A 16,006-nucleotide genomic window follows, 5' to 3' on the forward strand; every position below is an offset into this window, starting at 1 on the left:
TAGGGGCAAATAAAATCATTCTTGAATCTCCATTAGTTGAACAACGCCATGAACCACAGTGTTTTCCAATACATCCCTTATAACCACTGAGTGGGGTTTTATAACCGCACCATCACCAACACTCAGTGGACCAACCAAGAGCGCGCCCTCACCGATGACGCAACGACTGCCTATCCGCACGGGAGCCTCTTCCCAAGGCAACGAGCGGAATGAATGATCGTGGGTTGAAGCAACAATCGTGGCGCCCGCCGCCACCTCGCTGAACGCGCCGATCGACACGCCGCCGGCGGCTTCGATGATCACACCTTCACCGAGCCTGACGCCCGTGCCGAGCTCAATGCCGCCGAGCTGCGACATCCCGCCCTGACGGCTGCTGCGCCCGATCAGAATGCAGTCGCGGGCGATTTCCGCCGATGTACCGCCGCGCAATTCAGCGTCGATCAATGCGTCGTCACTGATGTCCCAGGTGGCGGCTTCCGGGTTCAACGATTTGAGCCTGGCCACCGCTTGCGTTGAGCGATCGAGCATCGATGGCAAGCCCGAGCGGGCTCTTTCACGGACTTTTGCCAGCACTTGTTCCGGGCTCGGACGACCGTCCTCGACCACCGAGCGGAAGCCGATGAAGCGCGCCGGGCGCCCCACCATGATGGCGTCGGCCGGCACGTCTGCGGTGACCAGCGCACCGGCGGCGATCACTGCGCCAGCGCCAATGCTGACACCAGCGTTGACGGCAACCTTGGCGCCCAGCCAGACATTCTCGGCAATACGGATCGGGGCTTGCGCGGTGCCCATGCATTGCACACCGGTGGCCAACATGCTGGAGGTGCCGATTGCGGCAAACTGCACGTCGCAGCGAAAACCGATAAAACAGTCATCACCGATCTGAACATTTTGCAGACGGGTGCCAGCGCGCACCCAGACATGGCGGCCAAGTACGCTGCCACTGTCCACTGTCGTCGAAACTTCAATTACGTTTACGTCGTCCACAATCCAGCCTCATTCCATGATGCCAAGCACAAGTGATTTGACGCACAAAGATATCCCGCGCACGCAGTCAATCGATGCGAACTCAATCATTAACTATTTATTTAAAACTTCTCTCAAAGCACGCAAGACATTGCGTCCGCGCAACTTATTAACTGACTGTTCCATTCAGTTATCGTCAATACTTAACGACAGGTGAAAGCTCACGCTTGTGCCAATGGCCAAGTCAGTTGCCTGTGTGAGAAAAAACGAATTCAAGTCGGTCCGTGACTCAGGTGTAACTCCATCAGGGTGGGATTGTCCTTTAGTACGAATGTTATAGTACAGACGATTTTCTTTTGCAATAGGTGTCCGAATGGTTATCTCGTTTTAGTCTAAAAATTTATTGAACTTTTATGGTGCATGGCAGTATTAATTCCGTCATATGTGCACGGCAATGGTGCAACACTGACTGTTACGCGAGCATTGCTGCTCAGCGCTCATAGGCATCAGGAGGTCGACCTCAGACATCCGGGCCGCTCCAGCTGACGCTAAGTTGGCGGTTCAATCCGTCATTTGCCTGGAGCCTTCATGTCCGCCCCCATCACCGTTCTGCGTGACACCCACCCCCTGCCGGTACTCGACGCCTGTAAGTGGGAAAAACTCGAAGGCGACCCGCACACCGTCAACCTCAACGCCTATACCAGCGAAGACGGCAGCAAGATCATGGGCACGTGGATCTGCACACCGGGCAAGTGGCGCGTCGAATATGTGAAGTGGGAGTACTGCCATTTCCAGGAAGGCTACTGCGTGATCACCCCGGACGGCATGGCGCCGATTCACTTGCGTGCTGGCGACATCTTTGTGATTGAGCCAGGGATGAAAGGCACGTGGGAAGTGGTCGAGACCGTGCGCAAGTATTTCGTGTTCGCCTGATAAAGCAAAAGATCGCAGCCTGCGGCAGCTCCTACACGGGAATGTGTTCCTGTAGGAACTGCCGCAGGCTGCGATCTTTTCGGCCGCACAAAAAAGCCGGGAAATCACCCGACATGATTTCCCGGCAAATATCCCACGTTCACACAATTCCCTGGGGGAGCTAGCCTGCTAGCGATTGCGGTGGATCTGACAAAAATAAGTTGCCTGACACTCAGCCATCGCTAGCAGGCTAGCTCCCACAGTTTGTCCAGCGTTGTCTCTCTATTGCGGTTTGCGGTAGCTGTTGATGATCGCCGAGAAGTCTTTCCCGCCGTCACCGCGCTGGCTCATCGCCTGATACAACTGCTGCGCCACCGCGCCGAGCAACACCGGTTGGTGCGCCTGACGTGCCGCTTCCGTCGCCAGTCCGAGATCCTTGAGCATCAGCTCGGCACCGAAACCACCGGTATAGCCGCGCGATGCCGGCGCCGTTTCAACAATGCCCGGCCACGGGTTGTACATTTCCGAACTCCAGCAGCGCCCGGTCGAGCTGTTGATGATGCCGGCCAGAACCGACGTATCGATGCCCAGCGCATCGCCCAGCGCCATCGCTTCACTGACACCGACCATCGAGATCGCCAGCAGCAGGTTGTTGCAGATCTTGGCGATCTGCCCGGTGCCGACTTCACCGCAATGGACAATGTTGCGGCCCATCTGCGCCAACACCGGTTGCAGGGTGGCGAACAGTTCCGGGGTGGCGCCGACCATGAAGGTCAACGTCCCGGCGGTCGCACCACCGGTGCCACCGGACACCGGCGCGTCGGCCATGGCCACGCCTTGTTTCGCCGCAGCGACTGCCACATCGCGAGCGGTCTGCGGATCAATCGTGCTGCAATCCACCGCCGGCACGCCTTTGCCGATGCCGGCGAGCACACCGTCCTCACCGAGCCAGACACTGCGCACATGCACAGCCGCCGGCAACATGGTGATCACCAGCTCAGCATCCTCAGCAGCTTCACGCGCCGAAGCGCGAATGCTGCCGCCCAGTTGCTCCAGTTCCGCCAGCACGGTTTTGTTCAGGTCGACCAGGTTCAGCGAATGGCCGGCCTTGATCAGGTTGCGCGCCATCGGCGCGCCCATGTTGCCCAGCCCGATAAATGCGATTTTCATGGCCGTTCCTCAGCGCAGGTTAATGGTGGTGTTGACGCCGTCGTTGACGCTGTCGTCATCGAACCAGCGCGCCGTGACCGTTTTGGTCTGCGTGTAGAACTGCACCACTTGCTTGCCGTACGGGCCGAGGTCGCCGAGTTTCGAGCCGCGCGAACCGGTGAAGCTGAAGAACGGCACCGGCACTGGAATCGGGATGTTGATACCGACCTGGCCGACGTCGATCTCAGTCTGGAATTTACGCGCCGCCGCACCGCTCTGGGTGAACAGGCCGGTGCCGTTGCCGAACGGGTTGGCGTTGACCAGCGCAATCGCCTGATCAAGGGTGTCGACTTCCAGCACCACCAGCACTGGGCCGAAGATTTCCTGGGTGTAGATCTGCATGTCGGTGCTCACGCCCGAGAACAGGGTCGGGCCGACAAAGTTGCCTTGCTCGTAGCCCGGCACCTTGATATCGCGGCCATCCAGTTCCAGCTTGGCGCCTTCCTTGATGCCGCTTTCGATCAGATCGAGAATTCGCGCCTTGGCTTTCTTCGAAATCACCGGGCCAACATCGGTGCCCGGCTCGCTGCCGGCGTTGACGGTGAGTTTCTGTGCCAGCGCTTTCAGGTCCGGCAACCATTGTTTCGCCGCGCCCACCAGCACCACCACCGAGGTGGCCATGCAACGTTGCCCGGCCGCACCGAAACCGGCGCCGACCAGCGCATTCAGCGTTTGCTCACGATTGGCGTCGGCCAAGACAACGGCATGGTTCTTCGCGCCCATCATCGATTGCACGCGTTTGCCGTGCTTGCCGGCCAGGTCGTAAACGTGGGTGCCGACCGCCGTCGAACCGACGAACGACACTGCTTTGATGTCCTTGTGCGTGCACAAGCCATCGACCACGTCTTTGCCGCCGTGAACCACGTTCAACACGCCGGCCGGAACGCCCGCCTCGACTGCCAGTTCCACCAGCAACATGGTCGACAGCGGATCCTGTTCCGAAGGTTTCAAGACGAAGGTGTTGCCGCAGGCGATGGCCATCGGGAACATCCACAGCGGAATCATCGCCGGGAAGTTGAACGGGGTGATGCCGGCGCACACACCGATTGGCTGGCGCAGCGTGTAAGTATCAACACCGCCGGCGACGTTCTCGGCGAACTCGCCCATTTGCAGAGTGCCGATCGAGCAAGCGTGTTCGACCACTTCCAGGCCACGGAAAATATCGCCCTCGGCGTCGGCAATGGTTTTGCCCTGCTCGGCGCTCAGGACGACGGCGATGCGTTTGGAGTGTTCGCGGATCAGCGCTTGCAGCTTGAGCATGATGCGCATGCGCGCGCCGATCGGGGTCAGTTTCCAGGTCTGGAACGCACGCTGGGCGGCGCTGACGGCGGCATCGACTTCAGCGGCGGTGGCAAACGGTACTCTCGCCAGCACTTGCTGAGTCGCCGGGTTGACGATGTCGTGCCATTCGGTGGTCTGCGATTCGACCCATTCGCCGTCGATCAGCAGCTTGACCTTCTGCAGCGTGGTTTCGTTGGGCGTAAGCGATGCGTTCATGCTGGTCTCCGAAACTTGTTTTTATCGTAGGAGCCAAGGCGAAGGGTTCGCCTTGAGATGAGGCGTGTGTCACGAATTGGTGGTCGGACTGTTTTTGGAGTATAGATGTGCAAACTTCTAATAAGAACGCACATATAAGCCAGTCCATCATGCAAAAAAACATCACCTCTTTAGGCTCGCTGAACTGGGACGACCTCAAGTTTTTCCTCGAAGTCGCCCGTACCCGCAAGGCCAGCACTGCCGCCAAACGCCTGGCCGTCGACTACACCACGGTGTCGCGACGGATCAGTTCGCTGGAAGCGGCGCTCGGCACTTTGCTGTTCGAAAAGTCGCGCACCAGCGGCTTTGTCCTGACCACCGAAGGTCAGCGCTTGCTCGGTTACGCCGAGTCAATCGAAAGCACCCTGCACATGGCCTGCGAGCAGGTCTCCGGTTCCGGCGTGGCGCTGTCCGGGCATGTGCGCATGGGCTGCACCGAAGGTTTCGGCAGTTTTTTCATCACGCCGCAGTTGAGCCATTTCGTCGACGCCTACCCGGCCATCTCGGTGGACATCCTGCCGCTGCCGCATTTCATCAGCCTGTCCAAGCGCGAGGCCGACATCGTCATTGCGCTGGAGCGGCCGGAGCATGGGCCGTACGTCTGCTGCAAGCTCTGCGACTATCGGTTGCAGCTCTACGCGACCCAGGACTATCTCGACAAACACCCACCGATCCGCCGCCCGGCAGACTTGGGCAAGCATCAATTCATCAGTTATGTGGATGATCTGGCGTTCAGCTCGGAGCTGCTTTATCTGGCCAACGTGCTGCCCGGCGCCAGCGCGAATTTGCGCAGCACCAGCGTGATCGCGCAATTCGTCGCGGCGCAGCAAGGGCGCTCGCTGGCGATTCTGCCGTGCTTCCTCGCCGCGCAGGATCCGCGCCTGCTGCCAGTGTTGCCGGAGGAGATCGACATCACCCGACAGTTCTGGATGTACTGCCGGGAGGATCTGCGCAAGCTCAAGCGGATTACCCTGTTGTGGGATTACATCCGCGAGGTGACCGAACGCAATCAGGCGCTGCTGATGGGGCAGACCGGCGAAATGCAGTTCGCTGACTGACAGAGTTTCAAGGAATCAGGTGGCCGCATCGTAACGAGGTCAGCAGGCCTTTGCCAAGGTTTTGTGTCAGGGGTTGATACGTGACTTGTAACACCTGAGAGAGCCTCAAAGTCCCCCATCCAGAGGCGCGCATGGGCACGCGATAAGGACCCACGCAGGCGCGATAAGGCTCAGGCGAGGGCACCCACGGGGGGATGCGCGGGCACGCTCGTAGTGAGGTGGTCATTCAGATTTTTCTGTCAGATTCTCAAAGGCGTTCATCTTCGTTTCGATTCAAGTCCTGCCAGCATCACAACTGCGGAGGCTGTCAGATGTAGCCCGTAAGCGACGATTTCAGGCTCGACGGTTCTAACCGCTTCCCCTTGGCCGTGTCCTCCATTTTTATTCCTAATGGTCGGAATCCCGCTGGTTAGCACGTTGACCAATGCCGATAGTTGCGCCTCGTTATAAGCAGGCATCAACCCTGCATCTTTACAGGCCACTATGAGTTTCGAAGCGGTATCGCCCGGTCCGTAGACTTTTTTATTGGCGGTTAAAATGACCTTCATGGTGCTTTCGAAAGCTTTGAGAGCATCGACAAGTGCTTCCTCGTGATTCCCATGACGATAATGCTCATACGCACCTAAAAACTCATCACGAGCCCCTTCAAAGCCCGCTGAATTAAGGAATCCAATGGCCGGCTTTACGACGTCTGAATGGAGAAGCTGAGAGTCTACTCGGATAATTTTCCCGTCAATCAACTCATAGCCTCGGCCCGCTTCTCTGAACCGTATGTTGAGTTCCTTTATGCAATCGTCAACGTGGTCATTCGCATCGCTACGGTGCATGTACGACGGCGATCTGCCCATTGTGTCGCCTACCGCGTAGCAAAGCTCAACTGCGTCGAGACACTTTTCAACGTTGAGCTCTCTAAGAAGAAAGTTATGCAAATCCAGATATTCATTTCCGGTATAAATCGACGCAGCCCCGACGCACAGCGTTTGTCGTCCATACTCCTTTCTTAGGATCTTTACGATGTCGTTGTAAGCCCTTTTGGGTTGAGGCATCCCGTAGTAGTGGGATTCGTCACCTATCAAGTCCTTAATCATGTACCCCAATTGGACCCGTAATTCGCTTGTGAAAGTGTCATAAACGTAGACATCACTGACCTCCCCGCGCAGTCGCTGCTGACGCTTAGAGTACAAGTCAAAAACCGGCATATCGTGGCCCGCCTACGTGAAGAAACTGGGATCATTCATCCGATCTTAGCCGATAGCGCTGGAAAGTTTAATTGCACTACGGTTTTCCAAACCTCACTCAGCACAGCCACCAAGCAGAACACAGACGACATATCCAGAGGCTTCGCCAAACGGACCACCTTGAGCAACTCCAAAAGCGACAAGGAGTAGACCAAGAAATCGGTAGGTGACACGGTGGGTAGCCAGATTGCGGATTGCTGCTATAGAGGTCTTCCACCGAGTAGTCATCGCTTAGCCCTCCCGTATGGGTGAGGTGGTTATTGGTCAATTGATATTCATCACCAGAGAGGAAGCCAGTGAGAGGTCTAAAGGAGCAAGGGCTGTTTGAGTAACCTTAAGTCCCCTCTGGTTATAGTGAGGGGTTTTGGCTTGACCATTGAGTACTCGGATGGATACCGAGAGAGATACCTTTAAGTCCCCCCCTGCTTATAGTGGGTGTTTTTAAATGAGTGCTGGCAGTGACCAGACACCCTGTCCAGTCACATCCATACCAGCGCAGATAGAAGACGTAGTAGCTACCGTGAACCCCATTACGGTTTCAACTATGGCCTCGCTCAATGAGATTTTTTGCGGCTCCCACTGTTAAAGATTGAGACTTTTCCTACAGACCCTCCTCCGTGTTTCCGGTAGCCTCCCACGCGCCCGTCTGAGGACTGGTTATTGGCTATGGACGAAAGACGCAAGGACGATGCTCGATGATTTCTTCTGCTCGACTGGGTGACAAACACGTCTGCCCTTTACCCGGACACGGGACTACCCCAATTGCTTCAGCCAGCGGCGACGTCAATATCAACTTGATGGGCTCCGCCCGTGTTGGTGATACCTGTGGGTGTGGGGCGGTAATCACTACAGGCTTTCCTTCTATACAAGTGAATGGCCGTCCCATGGCCCACTTAGGGAGCCCTACCAGTCACGGCGGGACAATCATTACGGGCTCAGGCGATGTCGGTGGTGGCTTCTTCATGGGTGACGCTGGTGGTGCAACCATTATTAACTTCATGGCGCTGGGAGCCTTCCGACCAGACGGTTCTGTGGACGATGAGAAGATGGCGACCTTGTTGGCCGACCCGAATCTCAAGGAGAAAGCCTTAGCGGCGAACGCTTTGGTAGATCCTAAGACAGCCGCTGGGAAGCCTGAAGAGAAAGCGGCACCTGCCGTCTGCAAAGACCCTGACATGATGGAAGAACTGGCGAGTTACATTGCTGGCGAGATAAACACCAACATCAGCCACCCCTCCGTCCTTAAGATGAAAGAACTGCTCAGCTATGACGTTGCGGAAAAAACTCGTAAGCAAATGGAGCTGCCTTGGTATGCCCAAGTAGGTACGACCAGCCCGCAAGCGATTGGCGCTGCAAACGTTGCGGCTGCTATGGCGCTTTGGACTGAACGGGTTGGTCAGGGCCGTAAATGGGACCACAAAGTGGCACTGGCAGAGATGTACGACGGCGTCGTTTACCACAAGCAGGGTGACTACGATTACTTCTATGACATTTGGTCGAACATTCACTACGGTTACGTGGGGCGAGCTGGTGGCCTTTCAGAAAGCGCCCTTGCCGACGGCGCAGGTCTTGAGCAGATAGCTTCTGAATCTGTCAGAAAAGTATTTAATTGGAAGAAACGGCAATGGCCTGACGCGGCTGAAGGCATCGATGGCTTGCGGGCTTACGACGACGATCAGGATCGGATATCTATCGATATCGGGATTAAACTATTCGCCGAGCATCCTAACGGTGGCATCACCGCCCAGATGGTAATGGACAAAGTTCTTGCAGTTAAACCGAAGGATTGGGGGGATGGCGTTCGTGCACACGTTTGCAAGAAAACTGAGTAAAGGAAAAATGATAACTCTGCTCCTGCTCGCCACGTTCTTGTTTTGGTACTTGACGCTGCCACGAGTAGTCGTCAATTACCCCAAGACTGGAAAGGATGAGCTGCGATATATCTGGAACACCCAGCACCGTATTGACAAAGGAGGCATCCTCCCCGGTGAAGGGACAGCAGACATTGGACACATCTTCCCCGATGGGAAGTTCTTCATGATGTTCGATTGGTGGTCCAAAAATGGCCTTCGGAGATGCATTTCCATAACGCCAAAATGGGGGGCAACCACAGAAATCAACCTTGATGAAACAGGTAGGATCGACACTGTTAATACTTCCATTGACGTTATTTCTCGTTTGAAACCATGCAAGGGGGAGCTTGATCCTTTCCGGCCTTGAACTGCCCTTTCAGCAACACAGCAAGGTCACCCGTCACAGCCAACGAGTAGAACGCAGACGACATATCCAAAGGCTTCGCCAAACGGACCACCTTGAGCAACTCCAAAAGCGACAAGGAGTAGACCAAGAAATCGGTAGGTGACACGGTGGGTAGCCAGATTGCGGATTGCTGCTACAAAGGCTATCCACCGAGTAGTCATCGCTCAGCCCTCCCGTGTGTTAGGTGGTGGCTGCTGGTCATGGATATTCATCCGATATAGAAAGTAAGAGAAATCTACGGCATAGGGTAGCTCTGCCGGCTAACCTGTAGAGTCCTCGTTCTTTTAATGGGAGTTCTTGAAAACCTTGTAGGTCGGGCTCCATGACATCTTAGCCATCTCTTAACCTACGCAGCGACAATATCTTTACCGCCGACAAAGGGTCTTGCCTTTAAACCTCACCTCAGTGACTACATAAACGATGCATGTGGTCATAGGCAAGCGGCACCCAAAAAAATGGGAAAACGCCTGATGTTAAGCAACGCCCTCTAAGGTTTCTGCTACGCTAAATTTTTCACGCGCCAAATTCAGAAACCCTAAAAACAAAAGTATAAGCACACCACTAAAAATCAGAATTCGGAACCTCTATGAAATTAGTCGAAAGAGTGGAAGTTGCATACTTTAGATCAATATATAAAGAAAGCCTTAACGGTTGCAACGACACGAACATTATCTTCGGCAGAAATGACTCTGGAAAAAGCAACATTCTACGAGCACTAAATCTTTTCTTTAATAACAATACAAGCCCTGATTTAGACTTCAACTTCCTCCAAGACTTTAATCACTCACGCAGGGCCGAAGCAGGTGGCGAGGGGGATATACGGAAATTTGTTTACGTGAAAATATGGTTTAACACCCCAACTACTTGGAGGCCGTCATTAGGGGATCAATTCTGGGTCAAAAAACAATGGAGCATATCATTCGACTCAGACGCTCAAATCACAACAAACGTTTTGGAAAACAAACGTCACTACCTAACTCGATTCTTAAACAAAATAAGGCTTTATTACATACCAGCGATAAAGGACCGCAAAATATTCGAAAGCCTACAGGCAAACATTTACAAAGTTATCGCTCTTAATGCGGAATTCTCAGGCTCACTTATCAATTTCACCAATGCACTACGCGAAAGAACTCAAGATCTAAGCTTACAACTACTCAACGATTTAAAAGTTGCAAGCGTAGTAACCACACCAAAAGACCTAACAGACCTCTTCCGCTCCCTTGACTTCGAGACTACATCTGAGGCGGGAGACTCATATAGCCTTACATTGCAACGCGGAGATGGCGTACAAGTCCGACATATTGCCCCGATACTTTCATTTCTCGCAAACCATAGCTCCGAGGACTTTCATATCTGGGCATTCGAGGAGCCTGAGAACTCTTTAGAATTAGCAAATGCAATTGATGAAGCGGAAAGATTTCGGTCTTATGGTCAGCAATCCAACAAACAAGTTTTTTTGACAAGCCACAGCCCAGCCTTCTTTTCTCTGGATCATGAAGACATATCCCGTTACTTTGTTTCCCGTTCTCAAAAAATCCAAGACCGAATTAACTCTTCAATTGTTAAGATTGGCGCCTCACCTGAACTATTACCGAGCGAACTTATGGGTGAGACACCGCACCTCCCAGTTATTAGTGCGTACCTCAGAGACGCACATAATAAAATCACACAACAGAATGAGGATCAACGTGCTCTACTTGAGATATTGGACGCGCACAACCAATCCATAGTATTCGTCGAAGGTGCTTCTGATGCCCTTATTTTCACCAAAGCATGGCAGATTCTAATCGGCGGAGTAATGCCACTGAGGTTCGAAGCAGCGGGAGGAACATCGAAAATGGAAGCGCTCACGAGAGACGGTAAGATATTGACTGGAGTTGCTCCTGGAAGAAATATATTTGCTCTTGTTGATAACGACTCCGCTGGTAGAGCGCTATATTCTCATGGCCGTTTGAACAAAGGCAAATGGGTCCAGCACAACTCAAATAAAGTGTATTGGTGCAGGCTTCCTTACAACCAAGAATTTGAGCATTTTATGCTGGAGATTGCATTACCAAAGGATTGCTGGCCGGGATCTTTAGAAAACTTTTTCTCTCCAGCGTTACGACGACGTGCGCAAGATGCCGGCGCGCTACAGCTAACAGAATTTCCACACTCCGAAATCGTAACTTCTGAAAACCTACGTAAGTTTCAGGCATATCTGACACCCCGAGAAGACCTCAAACACTTTCATATCCTTACCACTCACGAGGACTTCAAAATCTCATTCGCAGAATGGATTATAAATATGGCAGACGCAGAGCCAGATATATTTGAACCTCTTAGACCAATTTTTGTACAGATAGTTGAGCTTTTAACCCCAAACTGAGTCCAATGCATCCCTCGTTTGACCCATTACGAGGGCGTACGCACCCTATGGGAGTTTTTGGTTAACGCATGGGATTCATCTTTTCGTATCTCTGAGCTGCCCGATAGAGACGCTGCAATTCCTTTTCCTGCGCGGTGAGCTGCGGGGAGGGTTTACCTCGATTGACTACCCTTAAGGCCGCTTGCCGATTGACCTTCTCGCGCTCGACCAAATGGACGACCGCGTCCTGAATCGACACACGCTTAAAGCCAGATCCCTCCAGTTCAAGCCAGCGTCGATTGACGAGCAAGCGTAAAGTTGCGTTGTAACCAGTCAGAACTGTAAAGGTCAGTTCCTTGTCGAGGATGATTATTGGCTGAAGACGGCCATAGCCATCGGGGGCGAGAGTCTTGATGTACTGACATTGGCCCAAAAGTGGACCGATCTCTTTAATCATCTTCGTGATGTCGCGGAGAACATGCTTATGGCTCTTGCCAGTGGCTTGCGCGATCTCCAAAGAAGACATTCCGGGGAGGCCATTTAAAGTCGATGGTGCGACTGACCCAGCGTTAGCAATCTTCTCGAACACAGAGATTGGTGTGTTTGGATTGGTGATATTGGTCAAATGCATTGTCATGGTTCCTTTTGATTGCTCCCTGAGTTCGCTCCCACGGACCAGTACAGAGACCCATGACAAGGGTTCTGGCACATGGCACAGGGAGCAATCAGAAAGACTCTGTTGGTTTGGCTTGTCGGCCCAGCGACGGGCAAGAGGGGTGGCGACGGGGAGGAATATATGAACCGGGCTAAGCGTGGATGGCATTGAAATCCATCACCTGACAGGAAGCCGCTGAGATGTCTTAAAGAGGAAGGGCTGCTTGAGTAACCTTAAGCCCCCTCTGCTTATAGTGGGTGTTTTTAACCAAGCCCAGAATGTGAGCACATGTCCATACCCAGTCACGCGGTTCTCTTTCACCCGGCAGGAGTACCGCTTGGCGTATTGTTCTTAGCGTTACGTGATGCCGTCATGCTTTCACCCTGCGCATAACCAGCTCCGCCCGCTGAAACAATGTTCAGGGCATTGGCGATGTTGTTGACCTTGTACTTGTTGCCGCCCAGACCACGGACAGCGGCCTTAGCGTTCTCAGAGCTGCCCACACGATTCGCGAAGATCGCTTGATAATCACGGGTGTAGTTGTCTGTGATGTTCATTCGTTGGGCGCTCGCGTCATTGGCGACGGAGTTCTTCAAGCGATCCATGGATCTGCCCGAAAGGCCGGACTCCCCGATTGCCGCGTTGATGGTCCCTTGATTGCGGATGGCTTGAAGGTTCACCTCAGTGAGCTGCCTACGGGCTTCGTCCTGTTTGTCCACGGTGGCAAGCTTTTGGTCGTTCTCTGCGAAGTTGGCTTGCTTGACCACTTCGTTTTGCTGCTTGCGCTCGTTGTCGGTCATTTGGCCTTTGGCCTTGGCGCCTTCCGATGCGCTCATAGCGGCTGAAGAGGCAGCAAGACCTGCCATTGCGATGGATATGGATACTGGTTCACACATACTGATTCCTCCTTAAAATGAAAATTGCTTGAGAAGCATACCCGAGGGTGACTTAAAGAGACCCTCACTCAGAACGGCCCCGAGCTTTGTCAGCAAGCGAACGTGCGCATGATTTTGTACCGCTACGTAATTCGTCAGAGCCACATTACCGGGCGTCAGGCTTTTGATCTGGGCTAAATGGGCTTTGAGAATCCGATAGAACTTGAACCGTTCTGCTGTGGATAACTCAGCGACCTGCGTTGTGGTAATTAGCCAGACTCCCCCTTCAGAATGCCCTCCAGCAGCCAAGACCTTCCCTCCTCCAGACTTAATAACATGAGTGGTTTCGTCGAGGGCCTTCGTGAAGACTTCAGCAGGGTTTCGACCTGCCTGCATACCGTTGAAGTCGGCGAGGTCGCTCGGGGAAAGTTTTTCCGAAGCTTCTAAAAGATCACCAAGAGTTGCTTTGGTCTTTTGCATATTGATTTACCTCCCTTCAGATGAGTGAAAGCAGGACCCGAGGTGGCATCCTGCTTTTAGTGAGGGCTTTTATCGAATCTCTACGCCTTCGGATCCCATGAGAATCAGCAAGAAACTCTGACTTACAGGATCGTACGGTACGAGTCCATGCAGGCCCTTGAAATCGCCTGACTGTCCTCTATCGCCATGAAGCCACTGAAGGCCATTCCTATCGAAAGTACGGCCTACATGGCTTGGTCGATCTGCCGACCTTCCGCTGAGGCCTCAAGTCGAACGGATAAGTCGGTGGCGTTATAGTGGGTAGTTTTAATCGACAACGCGCAGAATCAATATGGTTCGCAGAGGTGTTTGCATTGACGCAAATCAGCAAGCGGGCACTGAGTGGGTGTACTGAGGGGTAGAAGCTACCGCCTTATTAGGAGCGAGGGCTTCACGAACACCTCCCTCTAATAATTTCAGAAAACAGATTATCAACCCTACGAAAGTTAACGCAAAGTCATTCAAAATTATACTATGCCATATTCCTTAAACGCTCAGTGGTTAATTCCTCGCCCTCAAACTCTATATCAACGGGTATCGATATTTTCACCGAGGACCGTAATTGATCAGAAAACACTGAGACACTAAAACCCTTAAGAACCGGAAGCGCGTTTAACAGATAGACTTTTGGCGTACGCCGTGTCTCTCCCGATTGAAGTTTCCCCAATGAAAAAGTCAAAATATGCTCACCTGCAACTGTCTTTATTGTAAATCCAGGTAACGCCCTACGACCCACCGCTTTCCCAGTTTCATTTGGATCGACTTTACGTTTAGGTCGCGAAAGCAAATCAAAACCCTCTTTAAAATAAGCACCGGTTTCGACAGGCACAGCTATTCTGAGTTTGACATCTTCGGCGTAGGAACTTCCGCTATTATTAACCTCAAAAGACAGATGAAACTTCCCGCAAGACTCCTGCAAATATGCAGCCATCTGCTTATTAAACTGCGCATTTAGATATCTATCACTATAATTATTGGGACCAGATATCATTGGATATTTTTCAGCCGGAAGTAACGTCCATCCTTTATATGAATGAGTTAATCTTTCATGACCTAAATCGTCCGAACCGACTACTTTCACAGAAAATTCAGGGAGTAGAACTTCTTCGACTTTCGCTTGAGAAGCAGCAGCACCCATTTGAGCAATTTCTGAAGGGGCTGCGATTACTGTTGCCGACCCTCGCCGTACATAGACCGTGTTAGGCATTACCCTACCAAACTGCTTTCTCACGTAAACCGGACGATCTTGCACAGGAATAACATAGAGCCCGAGCTTAGTACCGTTGTAATCCAAAGATCTGTATGCGAAATTTACAGGATGATTTGTCTTTGAGTTAATAAACTCTTGCAAACGGGAGTCATCAATGTCTTCGTCGAGCTCGACAAGCTCTAATGTATCGTTCTTTACTCCGACAAGAATATAAGCTGTTTCAGAACGCCAGGCATTTGCAAATGCCAGAATATCTTTCAGCAACTCTGCCTTTTGAGCTTCCTCAGCACCAGCAAAAGGGTATTGCTTAACTTTGTAATCTAAAGTACTGCTTTCCCCTCGAAATAGTAATTCTTGAATTAACGCTTTATCTTCCATGGATACTCCAGCTTTTGCTGTTTTGCGTAGACTTTCTAAAAATATTTATGATTAAGCTCTTTGTATACAACCAACCAGTGCGGCTCGATCGCCAGCATGTCTTGCTCGCAAAACCACTCCCAGAACAGCATCGCGAGTCAACTGAGTGAGGACAAATTTCCGCTTGAACGTATCCTCATAGAATGCTTCTTGGGCGACTACGGGACCGTCTACCAACCTCCAAATGGTCAAGCCTTCGGCGCCTTTCTCGACCTCAAAAAGCCCCAACTCAACGAACTCATTTAGAGCAGCAGTGAGGCTCACTTTCAGGTCTACGTGGCGTCTCTTGGGCGTAGCCTTTGCGATGGAGAGACTGTCGGTCACAAAGTGCAAAGCAGGCATAAAAATAATCCTTAGGTAGCATGAAGCCTCATAAGGTATACGATCCTTGCTCACAGATATAAGAATTTCCTTCGTAGCCAGTAGCACCAGTCAACTCAATAATCCTATTCGACTCGAATCGCTACATACCTTGGCTCCTCATCCGCCCGAGAAATCATATATTTTGCACCAGTCCCATCAGGGGTACGGGTCAGGGCCTGTATCACACTGATGACATCTTCTTTTTCCGCATCTTCGGCATCATGAGGAATCTCAAACATTTCAGTACGGGTAGAACCGTGCGACGTCCAAGAACGTTTCGCGACCCATTTCCAAGTCCCTTTACCGCACATGTCATAGTCATCGCTGAACTCCATAGACACGTAAATAGGCGGCTCAGAGGTGTGTGTCGCGATTACAGCAGGAACAATCGGAACGTCGCGGGAAGGAGCCATGGTGTATATCTCGGATCATTGTGGAG

Annotated in this window: 17 protein-coding genes; 5 read left to right on the plus strand and 12 right to left on the minus strand. The window is 52.4% G+C overall.

Features of this window, described 5'->3' with window-relative positions; translation table 11 throughout:
- Positions 1 to 15: 15 nt before the first annotated feature.
- A complete protein-coding gene (locus tag QOL84_RS15685; protein ID WP_283437786.1) occupies positions 16 to 987 on the minus strand; it encodes an acyltransferase in 972 nt (323 codons plus the stop codon).
- Positions 988 to 1,554: 567 nt separating this feature from the next.
- On the opposite strand from QOL84_RS15685, the gene QOL84_RS15690 reads away from it, so the two are divergent.
- Positions 1,555 to 1,899 (plus strand): cupin domain-containing protein, encoded by a 345-nt coding sequence (locus QOL84_RS15690; RefSeq protein WP_008083343.1) that lies wholly within the window; start codon positions 1,555 to 1,557, stop codon positions 1,897 to 1,899.
- A 261-nt stretch (positions 1,900 to 2,160) separates the two neighbouring features.
- Here QOL84_RS15690 and mmsB read toward each other — a convergent pair whose 3' ends face one another.
- Positions 2,161 to 3,048 carry a 3-hydroxyisobutyrate dehydrogenase gene (gene mmsB / locus QOL84_RS15695; RefSeq protein ID WP_283437787.1) on the minus strand — a complete coding sequence of 296 codons (888 nt, stop codon included), beginning with the start codon at positions 3,046 to 3,048 and terminating at the stop codon, positions 2,161 to 2,163.
- Positions 3,049 to 3,057: 9 nt separating this feature from the next.
- Positions 3,058 to 4,584 (minus strand): CoA-acylating methylmalonate-semialdehyde dehydrogenase, encoded by a 1,527-nt coding sequence (locus QOL84_RS15700; protein WP_283437788.1) that lies wholly within the window; start codon positions 4,582 to 4,584, stop codon positions 3,058 to 3,060.
- A 149-nt stretch (positions 4,585 to 4,733) separates the two neighbouring features.
- Here QOL84_RS15700 and QOL84_RS15705 point away from each other — a divergent pair, with 149 nt between their 5' ends.
- Positions 4,734 to 5,681 (plus strand): LysR family transcriptional regulator, encoded by a 948-nt coding sequence (locus tag QOL84_RS15705; protein ID WP_283437789.1) that lies wholly within the window; start codon positions 4,734 to 4,736, stop codon positions 5,679 to 5,681.
- 257 nt (positions 5,682 to 5,938) lie between these two features.
- Here QOL84_RS15705 and QOL84_RS15710 read toward each other — a convergent pair whose 3' ends face one another.
- Together QOL84_RS15710 and QOL84_RS29530 are read right to left on the minus strand one after the other, a co-directional pair.
- Positions 5,939 to 6,880, minus strand: a complete 942-nt coding sequence (locus QOL84_RS15710; RefSeq protein ID WP_283437790.1) for an abortive infection family protein — start codon at positions 6,878 to 6,880, stop codon at positions 5,939 to 5,941.
- Between the two features lie 93 nt (positions 6,881 to 6,973).
- Complete coding sequence (locus tag QOL84_RS29530; RefSeq protein WP_430458719.1) at positions 6,974 to 7,147, minus strand: gp19.5 family protein; 174 nt, start codon at positions 7,145 to 7,147, stop codon at positions 6,974 to 6,976.
- 467 nt (positions 7,148 to 7,614) lie between these two features.
- Between QOL84_RS29530 and QOL84_RS15715 the strand changes: the two genes are divergently transcribed.
- Together QOL84_RS15715 and QOL84_RS15720 are read left to right on the plus strand one after the other, a co-directional pair.
- Positions 7,615 to 8,751: a polymorphic toxin type 44 domain-containing protein gene (locus QOL84_RS15715; RefSeq protein ID WP_283437791.1), complete on the plus strand. Its 1,137-nt coding sequence runs from the start codon at positions 7,615 to 7,617 to the stop codon at positions 8,749 to 8,751.
- Positions 8,752 to 8,758: 7 nt separating this feature from the next.
- Positions 8,759 to 9,139 carry a hypothetical protein gene (locus QOL84_RS15720; protein WP_283438660.1) on the plus strand — a complete coding sequence of 127 codons (381 nt, stop codon included), beginning with the start codon at positions 8,759 to 8,761 and terminating at the stop codon, positions 9,137 to 9,139.
- Positions 9,140 to 9,165: 26 nt separating this feature from the next.
- Here the strand turns inward: QOL84_RS15720 and QOL84_RS29535 are convergent, their stop codons facing one another.
- On the minus strand, positions 9,166 to 9,339 hold the full coding sequence (locus tag QOL84_RS29535) for a gp19.5 family protein (RefSeq protein WP_430458720.1): 174 nt from the start codon (positions 9,337 to 9,339) through the stop codon (positions 9,166 to 9,168).
- Positions 9,340 to 9,764: 425 nt separating this feature from the next.
- Between QOL84_RS29535 and QOL84_RS15725 the strand changes: the two genes are divergently transcribed.
- The gene (locus tag QOL84_RS15725; RefSeq protein WP_283437792.1) at positions 9,765 to 11,549 is read left to right on the plus strand and encodes an ATP-dependent nuclease; all 1,785 of its coding nucleotides are present in this window, start codon (positions 9,765 to 9,767) and stop codon (positions 11,547 to 11,549) included.
- A 61-nt stretch (positions 11,550 to 11,610) separates the two neighbouring features.
- On the opposite strand, the gene QOL84_RS15730 is transcribed toward QOL84_RS15725, so the two are convergent.
- From QOL84_RS15730 to QOL84_RS15755, 6 genes are all read right to left on the minus strand, one after another.
- A complete protein-coding gene (locus QOL84_RS15730) occupies positions 11,611 to 12,159 on the minus strand; it encodes a Rha family transcriptional regulator (RefSeq protein ID WP_283437793.1) in 549 nt (182 codons plus the stop codon).
- A 341-nt stretch (positions 12,160 to 12,500) separates the two neighbouring features.
- Positions 12,501 to 13,079: a virion core protein, T7 gp14 family gene (locus tag QOL84_RS15735; RefSeq protein WP_283437794.1), complete on the minus strand. Its 579-nt coding sequence runs from the start codon at positions 13,077 to 13,079 to the stop codon at positions 12,501 to 12,503.
- Between the two features lie 12 nt (positions 13,080 to 13,091).
- Positions 13,092 to 13,538 (minus strand): phage protein Gp13 family protein, encoded by a 447-nt coding sequence (locus QOL84_RS15740; protein ID WP_283437795.1) that lies wholly within the window; start codon positions 13,536 to 13,538, stop codon positions 13,092 to 13,094.
- Between the two features lie 511 nt (positions 13,539 to 14,049).
- Positions 14,050 to 15,165 (minus strand): AlbA family DNA-binding domain-containing protein, encoded by a 1,116-nt coding sequence (locus QOL84_RS15745; RefSeq protein WP_283437796.1) that lies wholly within the window; start codon positions 15,163 to 15,165, stop codon positions 14,050 to 14,052.
- 51 nt (positions 15,166 to 15,216) lie between these two features.
- Positions 15,217 to 15,546 carry a hypothetical protein gene (locus tag QOL84_RS15750; protein WP_283437797.1) on the minus strand — a complete coding sequence of 110 codons (330 nt, stop codon included), beginning with the start codon at positions 15,544 to 15,546 and terminating at the stop codon, positions 15,217 to 15,219.
- A gap of 104 nt (positions 15,547 to 15,650) precedes the next feature.
- Positions 15,651 to 15,980, minus strand: a complete 330-nt coding sequence (locus QOL84_RS15755) for a hypothetical protein (protein ID WP_283437798.1) — start codon at positions 15,978 to 15,980, stop codon at positions 15,651 to 15,653.
- Between the last annotated feature and the right edge of the window lie 26 nt (positions 15,981 to 16,006).

This window comes from Pseudomonas helmanticensis (assembly GCF_900182985.1).
GTDB lineage: Bacteria > Pseudomonadota > Gammaproteobacteria > Pseudomonadales > Pseudomonadaceae > Aquipseudomonas > Aquipseudomonas helmanticensis.